This is a genomic window from Paraplanobispora takensis (assembly GCF_016863195.1).
GTDB classification, from domain to species: domain Bacteria; phylum Actinomycetota; class Actinomycetes; order Streptosporangiales; family Streptosporangiaceae; genus Planobispora; species Planobispora takensis.
In genome coordinates, this window is record NZ_BOOK01000001.1 from 183,884 (window position 1) to 200,196 (window position 16,313).

General features: G+C 68.9%; 17 protein-coding genes and 1 pseudogene. 15 read left to right on the forward strand and 3 right to left on the reverse strand.

Going from position 1 to position 16,313, the window contains the following annotated elements:
• Position 1: 1 nt before the first annotated feature.
• Together Pta02_RS00940 and Pta02_RS00945 are read right to left on the reverse strand one after the other, a co-directional pair.
• Positions 2-1,042 carry a cytochrome d ubiquinol oxidase subunit II gene (locus Pta02_RS00940; RefSeq protein ID WP_203872675.1) on the reverse strand — a complete coding sequence of 347 codons (1,041 nt, stop codon included), beginning with the start codon at positions 1,040-1,042 and terminating at the stop codon, positions 2-4.
• Positions 1,039-2,472 carry a cytochrome ubiquinol oxidase subunit I gene (locus tag Pta02_RS00945; protein ID WP_203872676.1) on the reverse strand — a complete coding sequence of 478 codons (1,434 nt, stop codon included), beginning with the start codon at positions 2,470-2,472 and terminating at the stop codon, positions 1,039-1,041. The genes Pta02_RS00940 and Pta02_RS00945 overlap by 4 nt, the downstream gene beginning before the upstream one ends.
• 284 nt (positions 2,473-2,756) lie before the next feature.
• Here Pta02_RS00945 and Pta02_RS00950 point away from each other — a divergent pair, with 284 nt between their 5' ends.
• From Pta02_RS00950 to Pta02_RS00975, 7 genes are all read left to right on the forward strand, one after another.
• Positions 2,757-4,082 carry an NAD(P)/FAD-dependent oxidoreductase gene (locus Pta02_RS00950; RefSeq protein WP_203872677.1) on the forward strand — a complete coding sequence of 442 codons (1,326 nt, stop codon included), beginning with the start codon at positions 2,757-2,759 and terminating at the stop codon, positions 4,080-4,082.
• Between the two features lie 21 nt (positions 4,083-4,103).
• Positions 4,104-5,504 carry a glucose-6-phosphate dehydrogenase gene (zwf, locus tag Pta02_RS00955; RefSeq protein WP_203872678.1) on the forward strand — a complete coding sequence of 467 codons (1,401 nt, stop codon included), beginning with the start codon at positions 4,104-4,106 and terminating at the stop codon, positions 5,502-5,504.
• A 57-nt stretch (positions 5,505-5,561) separates the two neighbouring features.
• Positions 5,562-5,690 carry a hypothetical protein gene (locus tag Pta02_RS41765; RefSeq protein WP_275423544.1) on the forward strand — a complete coding sequence of 43 codons (129 nt, stop codon included), beginning with the start codon at positions 5,562-5,564 and terminating at the stop codon, positions 5,688-5,690.
• Between the two features lie 231 nt (positions 5,691-5,921).
• Positions 5,922-6,323 carry a hypothetical protein gene (locus tag Pta02_RS00960; RefSeq protein ID WP_203872679.1) on the forward strand — a complete coding sequence of 134 codons (402 nt, stop codon included), beginning with the start codon at positions 5,922-5,924 and terminating at the stop codon, positions 6,321-6,323.
• A 48-nt stretch (positions 6,324-6,371) separates the two neighbouring features.
• On the forward strand, positions 6,372-7,469 hold the full coding sequence (locus Pta02_RS00965) for a serine hydrolase domain-containing protein (RefSeq protein WP_203872680.1): 1,098 nt from the start codon (positions 6,372-6,374) through the stop codon (positions 7,467-7,469).
• A gap of 127 nt (positions 7,470-7,596) precedes the next feature.
• Positions 7,597-7,755, forward strand: a complete 159-nt coding sequence (locus Pta02_RS00970; RefSeq protein WP_203872681.1) for a hypothetical protein — start codon at positions 7,597-7,599, stop codon at positions 7,753-7,755.
• A 245-nt stretch (positions 7,756-8,000) separates the two neighbouring features.
• Positions 8,001-8,657: a DUF2637 domain-containing protein gene (locus tag Pta02_RS00975; RefSeq protein ID WP_203872682.1), complete on the forward strand. Its 657-nt coding sequence runs from the start codon at positions 8,001-8,003 to the stop codon at positions 8,655-8,657.
• Between the two features lie 20 nt (positions 8,658-8,677).
• Here the strand turns inward: Pta02_RS00975 and Pta02_RS42240 are convergent.
• Positions 8,678-9,028: pseudogene (locus Pta02_RS42240) on the reverse strand (helix-turn-helix domain-containing protein); the annotation flags it as partial.
• Positions 9,029-9,453: 425 nt separating this feature from the next.
• Here Pta02_RS42240 and Pta02_RS00980 point away from each other — a divergent pair.
• Genes Pta02_RS00980 through Pta02_RS01015 form a run of 8 tightly spaced genes read left to right on the forward strand, consistent with a single transcriptional unit; the run spans position 9,454 to position 16,262 of the window.
• Positions 9,454-9,594: a hypothetical protein gene (locus Pta02_RS00980; RefSeq protein WP_203872683.1), complete on the forward strand. Its 141-nt coding sequence runs from the start codon at positions 9,454-9,456 to the stop codon at positions 9,592-9,594.
• A 47-nt stretch (positions 9,595-9,641) separates the two neighbouring features.
• Positions 9,642-10,406, forward strand: a complete 765-nt coding sequence (locus Pta02_RS00985) for a hypothetical protein (protein WP_203872684.1) — start codon at positions 9,642-9,644, stop codon at positions 10,404-10,406.
• Positions 10,396-10,851: a hypothetical protein gene (locus Pta02_RS00990; RefSeq protein ID WP_203872685.1), complete on the forward strand. Its 456-nt coding sequence runs from the start codon at positions 10,396-10,398 to the stop codon at positions 10,849-10,851. The genes Pta02_RS00985 and Pta02_RS00990 overlap by 11 nt, the downstream gene beginning before the upstream one ends.
• 9 nt (positions 10,852-10,860) lie before the next feature.
• Complete coding sequence (locus tag Pta02_RS00995) at positions 10,861-11,859, forward strand: hypothetical protein (RefSeq protein ID WP_203872686.1); 999 nt, start codon at positions 10,861-10,863, stop codon at positions 11,857-11,859.
• Positions 11,849-12,832, forward strand: a complete 984-nt coding sequence (locus tag Pta02_RS01000; protein WP_203872687.1) for a hypothetical protein — start codon at positions 11,849-11,851, stop codon at positions 12,830-12,832. The genes Pta02_RS00995 and Pta02_RS01000 overlap by 11 nt, the downstream gene beginning before the upstream one ends.
• A gap of 12 nt (positions 12,833-12,844) precedes the next feature.
• Positions 12,845-14,773 (forward strand): M13-type metalloendopeptidase, encoded by a 1,929-nt coding sequence (locus Pta02_RS01005; RefSeq protein ID WP_203872688.1) that lies wholly within the window; start codon positions 12,845-12,847, stop codon positions 14,771-14,773.
• 35 nt (positions 14,774-14,808) lie between these two features.
• Positions 14,809-15,309: a hypothetical protein gene (locus Pta02_RS01010; RefSeq protein ID WP_203872689.1), complete on the forward strand. Its 501-nt coding sequence runs from the start codon at positions 14,809-14,811 to the stop codon at positions 15,307-15,309.
• Positions 15,306-16,262: an aldo/keto reductase gene (locus tag Pta02_RS01015; protein ID WP_203872690.1), complete on the forward strand. Its 957-nt coding sequence runs from the start codon at positions 15,306-15,308 to the stop codon at positions 16,260-16,262. Before Pta02_RS01010 ends, Pta02_RS01015 begins: the two co-directional genes overlap by 4 nt.
• Positions 16,263-16,313: the final 51 nt, after the last annotated feature.

Below are 16,313 nucleotides of genomic sequence, written 5' to 3' on the forward strand. Positions count from 1 at the left end.
GTCAGCCGGTCGCCTCGTCGTGCGACGGCAGGGAGGTCGCCGGGTCCTCGGCCAGATCCCCCTTCTGGTCGAGGACGTACAGCAGCGCCAGCGCCGGGATCACCAGCAGCAGCGCCACCGCGAACCAGACGAGGATCCAGTCCAGCGTCACGCCGGCGGCGGCGCCCGCGTCGACGGTCAGCGAGAACGGCAGCAGGTACGGGTACTGCGCCACCGCCCAGGCCCAGATCAGGGCGGCGATGCCGGCGGCGGCGACCAGCCGCAGACCGCGGACCATCCCGCGGGCGGCGAGCAGGAACGCCCCGGCGAGCGCCACGGCGCTCAGCAGGAGCAGCGGCCAGCCGCGCTCGACGACGCGGTCGAACATCTGGCGCTGATCGGCGCGCAGCGCGATCAGGCCGGCCACGCCGAGCACCAGCGCCGCCCCGCCGGATACGAAGGCCCGCGTCCGGAAATATCCGTGCAGGTGAGGGGCGCCGCGACGGCGGCTCTCGGCGATGAGGTAGACGGCCGCCGCGAACGCGCCGATGGACACCGCCACCAGGCCGAACACGATCGACGTGGCGTTCCACCAGCTGGAGATCTCGTCGCCGGTGGCGCCGGCCGGCACCCGGCCGGCCATGATGGCGCCGAGCACCGCGCCCAGGCAGAAGGGGGTCAGGATCGAGCCGATGCCGAACAGCCAGCCCGCGAGGTGCCTGGCCCGGGCCCGCGCGGCCTCCTTGCGCATGGCGAAACCCGCCGCGCGGAGCACGATGCCCAGGGCGGCCAGGGCCAGCGGGATGAACAGGGTCGTCATGATCGGCGCGAACGCGGCGCCGAACGCGGTCCAGCACAGGATGATCAGATAGATCAGCCAGACATGGTTGGCCTCCCACACCGGCGTGATGGCCGCGTCGATGAGCGCCCTCGGGCGCCGTCCCCGCTCGCGTCCTCCGGCGGTCAGATCCCACAGGCCGGCGCCGTAGTCGGCCAGGCCCGAGCAGGCGTACAAGGTGATGGCGATCACCATGACGCCCGCCACGGCGGTCGCCGTACTCATCGGGTGACCTCCGATTCTCCGGCGGGGGCGTCGCCGCTGCCGGCCTCGGGCACCACGGCCGGTCGCGGGCCGTACACCGCGTCCGCGTCGACCGTCCGGTCGCTGCGCCGCCACCGCCGGGACATCGCCCGCAGCGCGGCCACGGTTCCCGCGCCGAGAACGAGGTACAGCACGATCACGGCGATGAAGCTCACCCAGACGCCCTCGGCGGGGGTGACCGCGTCCTCGGTGCGCAGAATGTTGTAGACCACCCACGGCTGGCGGCCGACCTCCGTCACGATCCAGCCCGCCTCGAGGGCGACGTAGGTCAGGAACCCGGCGGCGGCGGCGCACCACAGGAAGAGCCTGGAGCGGGGCACGTCCCGTCGCCGCCAGTAGGCGATGGCGAACCAGAGGGCCAGCCCTATCAGCAGCGTGCCGATGCCCACCATGATGTCGAAGGCCCAGTGCACGATGTTCACGTTGGGCGGCCGGTCGGCGGCCGGGAAGCTGTCCAGCCCCTTCACGTACGTGTCCGTGCTGCCGCCCGCGAGCCAGGAGTCGAGCCCCGGGATGCGGATGCCGCCGGTCACCGTGTTGGTCGCGCTGTCATAGCGCCCGAAGATGATCTCGGGCTGGTTGGAGCCGGACGTCGTGACGACCTCCATGGCGGCGAACTTCGCCGGCTGGTCGGAGAAGATCGCGACTGCGACCCGGTCGCCGACGACGAACTGCACCGGCGTGAGCACGGCGGCGATCGTGAACGGGATGAGGATGCCCAGCCGGTGGTAGCGGTCCCGGCGGCCGCGCAGCCACCCGACGGCGTAGACGGACGCCACCGTGAACCCGCAGGCCATGTAGGCGGCGAGCATGAAGTGGGCCAGCTCGTACGGCAGCGCCTTGTTCAGGATCGCCGCGGCGGGGTCGATGTCGACGGGCCGGCCGGCGGAGTCGAGGGTGAACCCGGCCGGCATGTTCATCCACGCGTTGGCCGAGATGATGGAGAACGCTCCGCCGAACGCGATGAACGGGATCGGCACCCCCAGCCAGAAGTGGGTCCACGGCCGCATGCGGCGCCAGCCGTAGATGTAGACGGCGACCAGGATCGCCTCCAGGAAGAACGCGACGCCCTCGATCGCGAACGGCAGCCCGAAGACCTCACCGAACCGGCCGGTCAGCCCCGGCCACAGCAGGCCCATCTCGAACGACAGCACCGTGCCCGAGGCCGCGCCGACCGCGAAGGTCAGCCCGGCCACGTGCGACCAGCGCCGGGCCAGGGTGAGGGCGACGGAGTCGCAGTGCCGCAGGCCCTTGTAGTTCGCGATGAGCATCATCGTGGGCAGCGCCACTCCCAGCGGCACCAGGATGATGTGGAACATCAGCGTGAACGCCATCTGCTGGCGGGCGGGGAGCAGCTGTGCCGGCTCCACCAGCGACATCAGCGCGTTCACGGCGGACTCACCGGGCCGCGGGACGACGGCAGCCGAATCGGGAGCATGATCGACCTCCAGTACGGCGGTGAGTCAGTACAGATGCCCGTCGCCGCGCGGGACCGCTCATCGTCACCCTCCGGCCCCGGCCGGAGGGCCGCCATCACTCGGCACGGGTGAATCGGCGGGGGAACCGCGGCGGTTTCACCCACACCGGGTGAATCACCGCGCCGCCGGCCGGCCGACGATGACGCCGGGGCATGCAACGCGCCCGTACGGCCGGTCTGACGGGAAGGGGGCCGCCGATGCGCGGCACGCCAGGGTCAGCGGACGATCCGCGCGGGATCACCCGGGTCGTCATCGTCGGGGCGGGATTCGCCGGGGTCGCCTGCGCGAAGCGGCTCGCGGGTGAACCCCGGGCGCGCGTCACGCTGTTCGACAGCCGGGGATACCACCAGTTCCAGCCGCTGCTGTACCAGGTGGCGACCGCCGAGCTGGCGCCGGCCGACATCCGCTTCGACCTGTCCGGGATGTTCGCCCGCCACCCCAACGTCGAGGCCCGGACCGCGGAGGTCGTCTCGCTCGACCCCGCCACGCCGTCGGTGACCCTCGCCGACGCCGGCACGGTCGAGGCGGACATCCTGGTTCTCGGCGTCGGCGCGCAGCCGAACTTCTTCCACACCCCGGGCGCCGAGGAGTTCGCCCTGCCGCTGTACAGCCTCGACGACGCCGAACGGGTCCGCGCCCGCCTGCTCGGACTGTTCCGGGACGCGGCGGCCGGGCCCGGGCCGGCCGGCGAGGACGCGCTCACCGTCGTGGTCGTCGGAGCCGGTCCGACCGGCGTCGAGACCGCGGGCGCCGTCGCGGAACTCGCCCGCGACGTCATGCCGCACCGGTACCCGGACCTCCCCGCCGCCGCGGCCCGCGTCGTCCTCGTCGACCTCGAACACACCGTGCTCCCGCCCTTCTCCGACCGGGCCCACGCCTACGCCGCCGAACAGCTGCGGCGCCGGGGCGTCGAGCTGCGCCTGGGCGTCCCCGTCAAGGAGGTGACCGGGGAGCGGGTCGTCCTCGGCGACGGCACGGTCATCCGGACCCGGCTCGTCATCTGGGGCGGCGGCGAGATGGCCGCGCCCCTGGCGTTCCGGTCCGGGCTGCCGCAGGGCCGCGGCGGGCGCATCGACGTCCGGCCCGATCTGACCGTGCCGGGGTACCCCGCGGTGTACGCGCTCGGCGACACCGCCAACGTCCCGGACACGGACGGCAGCCCGCTGCCCCAGCTGGGCAGCGTGGCCCAGCAGACGGGCGAATGGGCGGCCCGCAACATCATCGCCGGAATCGAAGGCGACGACCGGCAGCCGTTCCGGTACAAGGACAAGGGCATCATGGCGATGATCGGCCGGAAGGCGGCCGTCGCCGAAATCGGCCCGCACCGCCACGAGCTGGACGGCCGGTTCGCGTTCGCCGCCTGGCTCGGCGTACACGCGCACCTGCTGGCCGACGCCGGCGCCGAGATGAAGGCGTTCCTCGCCTGGGCGGAGGACTTCTACCTGCGACCGGGACACCGCTCCGCCGCCCTGCTGGACCCGTCCACCATCGACACGCCGCGCATCGACTGGAGCGGCGGCTGACCACCGGAAGGCAGGCTCAGGATGGCACGAGATTCTCGGAACGAGGCCCCGCAGCCCGCGGACGTCCTGGTCGTCTTCGGCATCAGCGGCGACCTCGCGAAGGTGATGACCTTCCACTCGCTCTACCGCCTGGAACAACGCGGACTGCTCGACTGCCCGATCGTCGGCGTGGCCGTCGACGACTGGAGCCACGACGACCTCGCCGCCCACGCGCGCGCGGCGATCGAAGGCACTGGTGAGAAGATCGACGAAGACGCGTTCAACCGCCTCGCGACACGCATGACGTACCTGGCCGGCGACTTCGACGCGCCGTCCACCTACCAGCGGGTGGCGACCGAGATCGGCGCGGCCGCCACCCCGGTGTTCTATCTCGAGATACCGCCGTTCCTGTTCGGCCGCGTCACCCGGGGTCTGGCGGAGGCCGACCTGGTCAGGTCCGGGCGGGTCGTCGTGGAGAAGCCCTTCGGCCACGACCTGGACTCGGCCGTCGCCTTGGCCGAGGACATCCACCGGCACATCGCCGAACCCCGGCTGTACAGAATCGACCACTTCCTCGGCAAGATGGGACTCGAGGAGCTGATCTACTTCCGGTTCGCCAACACCATGCTGGAACCGGTCTGGAACCGCAACTACGTCGACTCGGTCCAGATCACCATGGCCGAGAGCTTCGGAGTCGACGACCGGGGGCACTTCTACGACCCGGTCGGCGCCGTACGCGATGTGATCGTCAACCACCTCATGCAGGTCGTCGCGGCCGGCGCGATGGAGGCGCCCGCCGGCGGCCGCTCCGACACCATCAAGGACGCCCAGCTGGCGCTGTGGCGGGCCGTCGGGGACGCCGACCCGGCTCACACCGTACGCGGCCAGTACGACGGCTACCGGAACGTCCCGGGGGTGGCCGCCGACTCGTCGACCGAGACGTACGCCGCCCTCCGCCTGGAGATCGACAACTGGCGCTGGTCCGGCGTCCCCTTCTTCATCCGCGCCGGCAAGCACATGCCGACCACCGAGACCGAGTTCCGCCTGATCTTCCGGCGGCCGCCCCGGCTCGGCCTGCGGCTCCCCGGCCTCCACCAGCCCGAACCGGACGAACTCGTCATCAGGCTCGACCCCTTCACCGGCATCCGGTTCCGGCTGCAGGCGCACCGCTCCGACGCCCCCGGCCCCGAGCCGATCACGCTGGACATGGCGTTCGCACAGGAGGGCGGCGAGGGACCGACGCCGTACGAGGTGCTGCTCCACGCCGCCATGATCGGAGACAGCACCAGGTTCCAGCGCCAGGACGGGGTCGAGGAGACCTGGCGGATCATGCAACCCCTCATCACGGCCCCGCCGCCGGTCCAGCCGTACCCACCGGGCACGTGGGGACCGGCCGCCGCCGACGCGCTCGTCGCCGGACACGGCGGCTGGCGCGAACGCTGAACGACCTCCTGACGCTGATGGACCAAACTTTCCCCATATGCAGCGCAAACAGGTGAAATGGGGCTCGTAGCGCCACAGGACATCGAGATCGTCCCGACCACGGCCATGGGCGAGGCCGTCACCCTTCTCCCGGTCCACGTGAGCCGGTGCCGTCTCCGCCCCGCCATCGCCTGCCCGCCCGTCTGACGTCGGGCCTGCGGTCAGCACAGCCGCGAGAGCGGATCGCGCCCGGAGGCCATCCCGGCATGTGCTGATCCCGGGCGTGCCCGTGCACGCCGTCGTGTCAGCGGCCGCGTCAGGACGGCGACGGCCCGGTATCAGAGCCGCCCGCGATGGTTGAGCCATGAACGGTTCGGCCGGCCGCCCGGCCGGCCGAACCCCGCCGAACTCCGTAACAGCTTTGAAGGAGCACCCACCATGTCCGTCACCCTCACCGACCAGGACGCCATCACCCTGCGGACCGCCGGCTGGGGCGCCGTCGCGCTGATGGCCGCCGCCGGCGCCGCCGGCTCGCCCCACAAGGCCGCCACCGAGGCCTCCATCGCCCTGACCTCCGCGACCGGTCCGGTCGGGCACGTGCTCGCCAAGGCGCCGAAGGGCCTGAACGCCAAGTCCACCGCCGAGCTCGCCGACCAGGTGCTGCCGGCCCTGACGGCCTCCATGGGCCTGCTCAAGCAGCACGCTCCGGCCGAGGCCGACAACTTCCGCCGCACCGTCATCGTCGCCGTCGAAGCGGCCGCCCGGCCGCAGAAGGGCGCGCCCAGCCCCACCATGACCGAGATGGCCCGCAAGATCACCGAGGCTCTCGACGCCGCCTGACGACCGAACCCCGTACCGGATTCAGAAGATTCGAAGGAGCGCACCACCATGTCCACCACCCTTGCCGGGCAGGATCGCCCGGAGCTGCAGAAGGCCATCCAGGAGATCGTCGATTCCGGCTTCGTCGGGGTGTCGCTGCGCGTGCACGACGAGCGGGGCGAGTGGGTCGGCGGCGCCGGGGCGGCCGAGCTGGGCGGGACCGCCGAACCCCCGGCCGACGGGCACATCCGGATCGGCAGCAACACCAAGACCTTCATCGCGACCCTGGTGCTGCAGCTGGTGGCCGAGGGCAGGATCGGGCTGGACACCCCGGTGGACGACTGTCTGCCCGAGTTCGGCCTGGACCGGCGGATCACGGTGCGGATGCTGCTGCAGCACACCAGCGGGGTGTTCAACCACACCGGCGACTACTACCCGGACTTCGTGGCCGGGGTCGTCTGGTCGGGCAAGGAGTGGGTGGAGGACCGGTTCAGGACCTACCGCCCAGGGGAGCTGGTACGGCTGGCGCTGTCCAAGCCGGCGCGGTTCGAGCCGGGGACGGAGTGGAGTTATTCCAACACCAACTACGTGCTGGCCAGGCTGCTGATCGAGAAGGTCACCGGCCGCACCTGCGCCGAGGAGATGCAGCGGCTGATCCTGGGCCCGCTCGGACTGTCGGGCACCGTGGTGCCCGGCACCGAGCCGGACCTCCCCGAGCCGCACGCCCACGCCTACTACCGCTACGAGGACGACGGCCGGCACGAGACGGTCGACGTCACCCGCCAGAACCCCTCCTGGATCTCCAGCGGCGGCGACATGATCTCGACCACCCGGGATCTGCACACGTTCATCTCCGCGCTGGTGGGCGGCAGGCTCCTGCCGGACGCGCTGCTGGCCGAGATGCTCACTCCGCACCCGACGGGCATCCCGAACATGGGCTACGGCCTGGGCGTGTTCGTGGTGACCACGGACGACGGCGGCACCGTCATCTCCCACAACGGCGGCATCTCCGGCCACGCGGCGCTGATGTACAGCACGCCCGACGGCGGCACGACCCTGACCGCCACGCTGAACTACGTCGACGACGCCGAACTGTCCTTGGGGGCGGCGTTCCAGCAGGCGACGCAGCGGCTCATCGGCGAGGTGTTCGGCGGCGGACAGGCCTGATCGGCCGAGCCGGCTCAGTGGACGCTCAGCGAACAGAGCCGGCCCGGCCCGCGGCCCGTTTCAAGTGGCTGGACGAGGCTCTGGAGATCGCGTACGGTGCGCATCCCCGGCGGGACCGGCTGGGCGGGTGCGCAGGCACGTTCCCGTCGTGCTGGTCTCCAGCTCGACCGCGCAGATCGACGCCGTGCTGGAGGCGGCCGCGGTCGAGCTCGGTATGACCGGTGTGGTGTACGGCGGGCCCGCCGACCTGGCGGCCGCCCTGGGCCCGCTGCCGGCGTCGCGGTGATCGGTCCGGCGCTCAACGCCCTGGATCCGGATCCCGTCGCGTCGCTGATGAGAGGACCCGGCCGACCGGAACGGCCCCTACACGCAGATGGGCCTGCACCTCGTCTACGACCCCTCAGAGAGAGTTGTCGCGGTCGAGGCCAGGCCCAGCACGTACCACAGTGTGTGTCCGAGGGGGGAGCCGAACCAATCGCACACCCCTTCGCCCTCACCACCCGCTTCCCGCTCGGACAGGGGTGAGCGGCGATGGCACCGGACTCTCACGCGGTACGCCGCATCCAGCGCACGACCGTCGGCGGCGTCGCGCTCCTGGCCATGATCGCGGCGGTCGTCTCCTTCCGGCACATGCACGAGCTGTGCCTGCGCCACGGCGAGGACCACCTGGCGGCCGTGCTCATCCCGCTCGCCGTCGACGGCACCATCGTCGTCGCCTCGATGTCGATCCTGCTGGCCAACCGGTACGGCTCCCGCAGCGGCGCCCTGGCCTGGATGCTGCTCGTGGTCGGCAGCCTGGCCAGCCTGGGTGCCAACGTCGCCGTCGCCGAACCCACCCTGATCGGCCGCATCATCGCCGCCTGGCCGAGCGCCGCCCTGATCGGGAGCTACGAACTGCTGATGGCTCAGATCCGCCGAGTGGCGTCAAGACCGGCGAATGACGAGCGGTCGGAAGTCGCTGCTGAGGAGGCCGAGGCGGAGGGCGTTCGACCGGCACCGGAGGGGCGCTTCCGGCTGCGTGACGAGGACATCGTGGATCTCCATCGGTCGGCATGGCGATGGGCACAATCGAACCGTCTTCCAGATGGATCCCTTCCTTCTGGCAAGTCGATTGCGTCCCAGTTTGAGCGCAGCGCCCGATGGGGTCGCTGGATCAAGAAGGCAGGTCTGGCTGGTGAGCTTGGTTGACCTGGGTGCAGCAGCCGCCCGACCGAGGTCACCGAGATCCCGATGCCGAACCAGGCCGCGATCACCATCGCCACCAGCGCCCGGGTCCACAGCGCGGTGGCGGTGCCCAGCACCTGGCGCGGCGTGATATCGCGCACCAGCGCCTTGACGGTCTGCTCCTGGCCGGGCCGCAGTTTCCGGGGCCGTCCCGGCGCCTTTTTGATCCGCAATGCCTCGGTGCCGCCGGTGCGCGCCTGGCGTTTCCACCGGAAGATCGATTCGCGGCCCACATCCAACGCCTCGGCCACCCGATCCGGGGACATGCCCTGCTTCAGCAGCCGGAGGGCGAAGACCTTCTCCTCGAACGTCGCTCTGCGACCTTTTCTGGCCATACTCCCAGCATGTCCCGGCCGGAACGCGATCTCTCGCCGCCCCCTGGCAAGTACCGAAACTTCTGATCGGCTCAGTATGGGGAACTCCCTCGAGGCTCGCGGCGAGTGAGGTGTCCGCCCAGGTCAGGGAGCGATACGGGCGCTCCTCGGCCGGGAGGGACGGGGTCTGCGCCGTCGCGGCCTCCGGGAAGTGAGGATTTCTACCGGCAGCTGGGCCCGCATCTCACCTGTGGCCCCGCGCGGGCGCCCGCCCGGGGCCGCCCCGGCGGATGCCCCGGACGCCGAGGAGAGGACCGCCGCACTCACCGGGTTACGGAGGTCAAGTCGCGAATCCAGGCGACTTATGGCGGCGACCCGGCATCGGGAAACTTGTCACCACCGACAACGAGAAAAGCTCGGATGTCGAATCCAGAGATGGAGTGATCATGAGCAAGGACATCTCCAACGTTTCCGTGGAGCGCCTCACCCGTCGTCTCGACCACATGGTCCCCGAGCCCAGGATGCTTGCGACCATCACCTCCGCGGAAGAGGTCGACGCCCCTGAGACGCCGGGCGACGACGCCTGACCAGTGCTCTGAAACCGCATTCCATGGACCGCTGAAGGAGTGAGGACGTGACGGCTACGTCGGAGACGGGAGAACTCTCATGGAGCCAGCGCTGGACCACCTGGCTCCGCGAGAGGACTACCGTCAGGAGTGGGCGTGAATACTGGGAGGGCACCTTCCCCGCGATCTCCGAAGAGATTATGAAGCTTGACAGGAATATGCGGATCACGCCCCGGTTCGTCGCCGATCACGATCTGTTCACACTGGAGAGCATCTCCGGGATGACCGAGGAGGCCGTGGCGGCACTGCGCTCCGAGGGCTTCATCCACAATGGGAAATGGAATGCCCCCGTGGGCCCTGCGGCCCTTGATTTCGTCGACCGCCACCATTTGTCCGAGCTGGTCTCGGAATTGACGGGTGTCGATGTGGAGGAGCCGCAGGGCGCCACGTACATCGCCTATTTCGAAGCGGGCGGGCATCTGGACTTCCATCTGGACGACTTCCACTACGGCGAGGTGAACCTCATCATCTGCCTCCGCCATGTGGTGCCCGACTCCACGCGGAACCCGAGCGCCACCGTTTTCATCCAGTCCGGCGGGTACCGGTCGTGCCCACTCGAAACGGGAAGCTTCGTCCTCTTCGACGGGGCCTTCACGCCGCACGGCAGGACGCCACTGGCGGAAGGCGAGGAGGTCATCCTGGTCAGCTTCAGCTTCAAGACCAAGTCGAGGGCGCTGTGGAACGTCCAGGACGCACCCTCGGCGCCGCCGACGAGAGACGAGATCGAGGCGGCGGGAACGACGATCGGTGCTGGAGCCGGCAATGGAAATTAAGCTCGAATACAATCCGCCGGCACCCGGCATGGTGCCGCCCCGGCTCAGGCGGCCGTTCAAGGACGAGGATTACGTCCCCCCGCAGCAAGAGAATCATTTTGACGTCGTGAACGAGCTGGTGAGGCTCAGCGTCAAACTGCTCGCCAATCTGCCTGATCCGTCGCTGGGGCCCGACGAGCGGCTGGAACGCATAGCCCGTGTGGTTCCCACTTCCCAGCTTCAGTCGGCTCATCGCAGGAGCGCGCGCAACAAGCTGGTGCAATTGCGTCGGCGGCTGGACGAACTCGTCCCGGACGAGGGAATGACCTCTGAGGAGAAGCTTGACCTGCTCATCGCGAGGGTGCACGAACTCGTTCCCGGAGACGCGCCCTTCATCGTGAAGCTCGAAACCATGGGCGACTTCCGCGCAACGGACATCGGCCTGTCACCTCATCACTGGCAATAGGAGCAGATCATGCCGGCTTTGGCCCTGCCCGACCACCTCTACCGTCCTCTGGCGCCGCGCGCCGGTTCACGCGGTCAAGTGGCCGACAGCTTCGGGCTGAGTGGCGAGCTGTCCGGTCTGGTGCCTTTTGACATCCATGACCTGATGCTCGGCCGAGACGACCGGAGGACACGCGCCGGAGCGGAAGCACATCCTTTCGACGTGGCCGGCGAGCGATTCTGGTGGATCCACCCGAGCGGCGACGGCGATTTGAATCGCGAAGTCGGCCTGGAAGGCCACCGGGTGACGAGTCCGGATGAGCCGATCCGGCGAAGGGTCCACGAGGCGCTCACCGCGCTCTCCGGGGTTCCATGGGCATTCGCCATGGTCCGGACCTACATCACGTCGTTTGCGCTGATCGAGCTCGACGAGCACGCGGCCGGGCAGCGGCCCATCACTTCGTGCTCGCTTCCGGACATTCCGCTGTGCATGTTCTTCTCCCGGGTGGCGCTGAAGCATATCCCGCCATTGAGCGTCAGTCTCGAAGAATCGGTGCTCCTCCTCGCTGAGAACATCTATCACGAGTCCGTTCACCAGCATGTCAATCACCAGATCATCACCGAAGGCGTATTCACCGGGGATTACGATTCACGCACCAGTCCGCTGGTCGACATATCGTGGCGCAAAAAGAGCGATGGTTCACCGCAGCAGTGGCAACTCGACCGCGTCTTCCACGCGGCGATGGTGTACGGGCATCTCATCGCCTGGCGCCTCAGGATCCTCCGGCACGGTGGAACGGATGATCTCACGCGGCGGACGATTCATCAGGCGTCGGTCGACTCGCTCACCGTGGTGAGCGAGCTGTCGGCCGCGCTGCAGGCTCACGCCTCGGCCTTCAGCAGCACCGGAGCGATGCGGGTCGGCGAGCTGATCGGATTGACGCAGGTCTTCCAGGAGGCTCTGCAGGTGACCCTTCAGGGCGGCCGGGCGATCGCCCCGATGGAAGGCGGTGTCGGGAGTGGCCGCTGAAATCAGGGATCTGCTGGTCGAGGAGGCGCGGCGGATCGGGCGGGACCCGCACGGCAGGGCCCTGCTCGACGAGGCCCTGTCCGCCGTCCTCGATGGACTGGACCGTGACATGGTCGGCGTCGGTCTGACCCGTGAACGGCGTGCCGACGTGGTCCGGCTCATCGCGGATGCGGCGGCGGTGGAGCAGGCGAGGTTGCCGGAACTCGAGTCCGACACCGAATTCCTCCACTGGATCACTGCCATCTCCGGAGAACTGCGTTCCCGTCGCGGCGAGGCACATCACGACGGCGACATCACGGTCCCCGTCCGGCTGCTCGACGCAATCGGCAGCCGGCCGATCACCGAGCGGGTCTGGTTCTCCGAGGTGATGGCGCAGGTACTGAACTCGGTGCTGCCGCAACCGGCCACTCTCGGCCGCCGGATCGCGATGAAGGCGATCGGCAGCTACCTCGACAGCATTCCGGGACGGTCGGTCCTGTACCGGGGGCGGCCGGACTGGCTGACGCATGAGGCGCTGGAGTATCTCCGGAAGACGACTGCCGCAGCTTTCCACCGCGGGTTCGAACGCTACACCCTTGTCGAGTACGCCGAAGTGTCACCGGAGGTGGATGCGTACATCGAGCGGTGGACCGAGTTCAAGCAGTGGATCGACGACCGCTGCGGACTGAAGCTCGCGCCTCACATCCGCAAGGTGACGTTCCAGTACAACCGGCCTACGGATCATCTCCCATGGCACATCGACAAGCCGAACAAGGTCGCGCTCAACTGCCTCATCATGCTGGAACGGTCGGAGACCAGGAGCTCGGCCCTGCAGCTCTACACCGCTTCCGGGGAGGTGCAGGAAGTGGATCTCGATGTCGGAGAGGTCCTCCTCTTCAAGGGTGACGCGACCCCGCATCGCCGTACCCCGTTGGTCGACGGCGAGTTCGTGCGGCTCATGTCCATCGGCTTCATGTTGTCGTCTCAGCAGTAGGGCGGACAGTACGTGCGCGATGGGGAGACGAAGACGGCCGGCAGGCCCGGACGAAGAGCCCAGGACGACCTGTACGCCTGCGTCAACGCGGAGTGGGAGGCGGATACGCCGCTGGGGGCGGCGCAGTCGATGGTCTCCACCTTCACACAGGTGCAGCTCGCCACCGAACGGGCGGTGCGGAGCCTTCTCGACGAGACGGGAGACGCACCCGCTGGGGGCGTCGTTCCCATGGCGGAGACGTTCCAGCGCAGCTGGCTCGACCGGGACGGAGTCGAGGTCCTGGGCCGTGCGGTGCTGGATCCGCTGCTCGACCGGATCCACCGCATCCGTGATCACGAGGACTTCTACCGGCTCTGCGGGGAGTTCTACCGCAGAGGCGTGGTCATGCCTGTGCGTCACTATGTGGACGTCGTCCTCGGCGACGGCCGGCTGTACCGCAGCAACTTCACCGGGTCGGTCCTGCCGCTGCCCCTCGATGCTTACGAACCGGCGAACCGGGCAGAGCTCGACTCCTATCGCCGGGACATCGAGCGGTTGATGAGCTCGGCCACGGGGAGGCCCGACGCCGACGCGTGGGCGGCGGAGGTCGTCGGCCTCGAAACCGAGCTGTCGGTGCTCTACCGTGCCGCAGCCGGTCCGGCACGTCCCGCCGAGACGCTCGGGGCGGATGAGCTGCGCTCCCTTCATCCCACCCTGGTCCTCTTCCTGGACGGGGCGGGAATCGAGCTCGGTCCCCACGACCGCGTCAACGTCGAGCAGCCGGACCTGTTCGACGGCCTGGCGGCGCTTCTCGGCCGGACGCCGGGGCCGACGCTGCGGAGCTATGCGCTGTGGTGCGTCCTTACCTCATTGGCGCCGTATCTGCCGACGTCGATCGCGTCGGTGTGGACGACATTGAACGAACGGGCGGGAACGCAGCGGTGGCTGCGCCGGGGCCGGCGTGCTCAAGGCGAGTACCTGACCCACCGGGCGTTCGGCCATGCTCTCGGCGAGATCTATGCGGCCCGGCACGTCGACGGGGCGAGCAGAGACGACGCATGGCGTGTCGTGGAACGCATCGTCGTGCAGTACGGGGAGGTGCTGAGAGCCTGCGAATGGCTCGGTCCGGCCGCCAGAACCGCCGCCCTGGAGAAACTGGAGAGGATGGGGGTCGCCTTTGTCGCGCCCAGCTCGGCGAGGGATTACAGCGCTGCCGAGCTGCGTGAAGACCGGTTGCTCGACAACTATCACGCCCTCGTGGAACACGAGGTGGGATGCGATGTCAAGCGAATCGGCAGAGAGGCGTCCCCCGACCACTGGTGGATAAACCCTATCCAGGTGAATGCTTACTACGATATCCGTACCAACCGGATCGCCATTCCCGCGGCCATTCTGCAGGAGCCTTTCTTCAGCGTCAGCGCGGTCGCCCGGAACATGGGGGGACTGGGGGCCGTCATCGCGCACGAGCTGACTCATGCATTCGATGAGCGCGGGGTGCGGCTCGGCGCGGACGGCATCGTCGGCTCATGGTGGGGGCCGGAGGAGGAGGAAGCGTTCAGAAGCAGGACGGCTGAACTGGTCAGGCAGTTCGACGGCGCGCGGAGGACGGATTTCCCGGAGATCGCCGTCGACGGCCGGTTGACGTTGAACGAGAACATCGCTGACCTCAGCGGTCTCTCCGTCGCGGTCGGCGCCTACCTCCGCTACTGCGACGAGGCCGGTGCGTCCGAGGCCGAGCGGAAGGACGGCGCAAGAGAGCTCTTCCGCAACTGGGCGCGACTGTGGCGGCAGAAGGTCAGCCCGCGGGTCGCGGCGGTCTCCGGCCGGAGCGACCCGCATGCACCGGGCGAGATCCGCTGCAACCAGGTGGTCAGGAACCTCGATGAGTTCCATTGGGCGTTCGACGTGCAACCGGATGACGAGATGTGGCTTGCTCCGGCGGAGCGGGTCAGAGTCTGGTGAATTCCCGTAGAGAAAGGATGTTGACGATGGTGGATGTGGACATGGTCATCGAGGGTGGCCCGGGTTGGGGAGTGCACCGGGTCACCCAGAAGATGGTGGCAACCGATCCGGCGATCGTCCGGGAGGCGATGGACCGGACGGACAACCCGCTCGACAGGGTCGGCTATGCCATCGCCCTCGGCGAGATCGAGGAGGCCAAGGGCTATCTGGCGATCTCGCCGGACACGATGCGCAAGAAGATCTTCACTGGTGACATCGCCCGGGAGGAGGGCCGGTACGTCGATGCGGCGCGGCACTTCAGCCTGCTGCTGGGCGAAGCGGTCGGGACGCCGCATGAGGCCGTCGTCCTGCAGCACCACGGCAAGTCCCTTTTCATGGAGGGGCGGTACGGCGAGGCGGTTCAGTACCTGACGACGGCACTGGACGGCCTGGAGGCGGACGGCAGGGACGAGATGGCCATCGTTTACACCAAGTGCGCGCTGGACGAGGCTCGTCGGCGCATCGCGCAGGACGGCGCCGCGGAGGAGCGGGCATGACCGGCCCGAACGCCCCGGGCGGCGTCCGGACCAACGGTCTGATCACTCTGGGGACCAACGCCTTCGGCTGGACGGTGCGCCTTGAGGACGCGCCGCCGATCCTGGAGTCGTTCATCGGAGCCGGCGGAACTCATGTGGACACGGCTGACACGTATCCGTCGTGGGCACCGGGATGCGCCGGTGGGGAGTCGGAGACCGGGATCGGCGGATGGCTCGCCGACAACGCCGACCGGCGCGGTGAGATCTGCATCGCGACGAAGGTCGGCTGCATGCCCGGCTTCGAGGGCTTGTCCCGGGAGAACATCAGGACGTGCGTCGACAACTCGCTCCGGCGGCTCCGGACCGACTACGTGGACGTGCTGTACTTCCACATGGACGATCCGGACGCGGACATGGAGGACTCCGTCCGGGGCGCCGCCGAGGTGATCGCCGAGGGCAAGGTCAGGAATCTGGCCGTCTCCAATTACCCGGTGCAGCGGCTTGAGAAGCTGCTGAGCGTCTGTGATCGGATCGGCGCTCCGAGACCGATCCTCTACCAGGGGCAGTACCACCTTCTCAACCGGAGCTACTACGAGAATTTCCTCGCCGAACGCCTGCGGGCGGAGTCGATTCCCTTCATGCCGCACTCGTCATTGGCGAACGGATTCCTCACGGGAAAGTACACAAGAGAGTCGAAGGCCGAGAGCGCGCGTTCGGGGATCGTCACCCGGTACTTCACCGATGAGGGATGGAAGGTCCTCGACGAGCTGCTGGACATCGCCGGCGCACACGGTGTCACGCCTGCCGCGGTGGCCCTGAGCTGGGCTCGTTCCCATGGGAATGTGACGTCGCCCGCGGTGAGCGTCAGCGCCGTCGGCCAGCTGCCGGACGTCATGACGGATGTACACCTTTCCGGCGGGGAGGTCTCACGGCTCGACGCCGTGTCGGAACCGTTCGCGGCGGACCGGCCCTGAGCGCGTGAGCGGCCACCGTTCGTTCCTGTCGCGCCTGCGAAACCCTGGAGT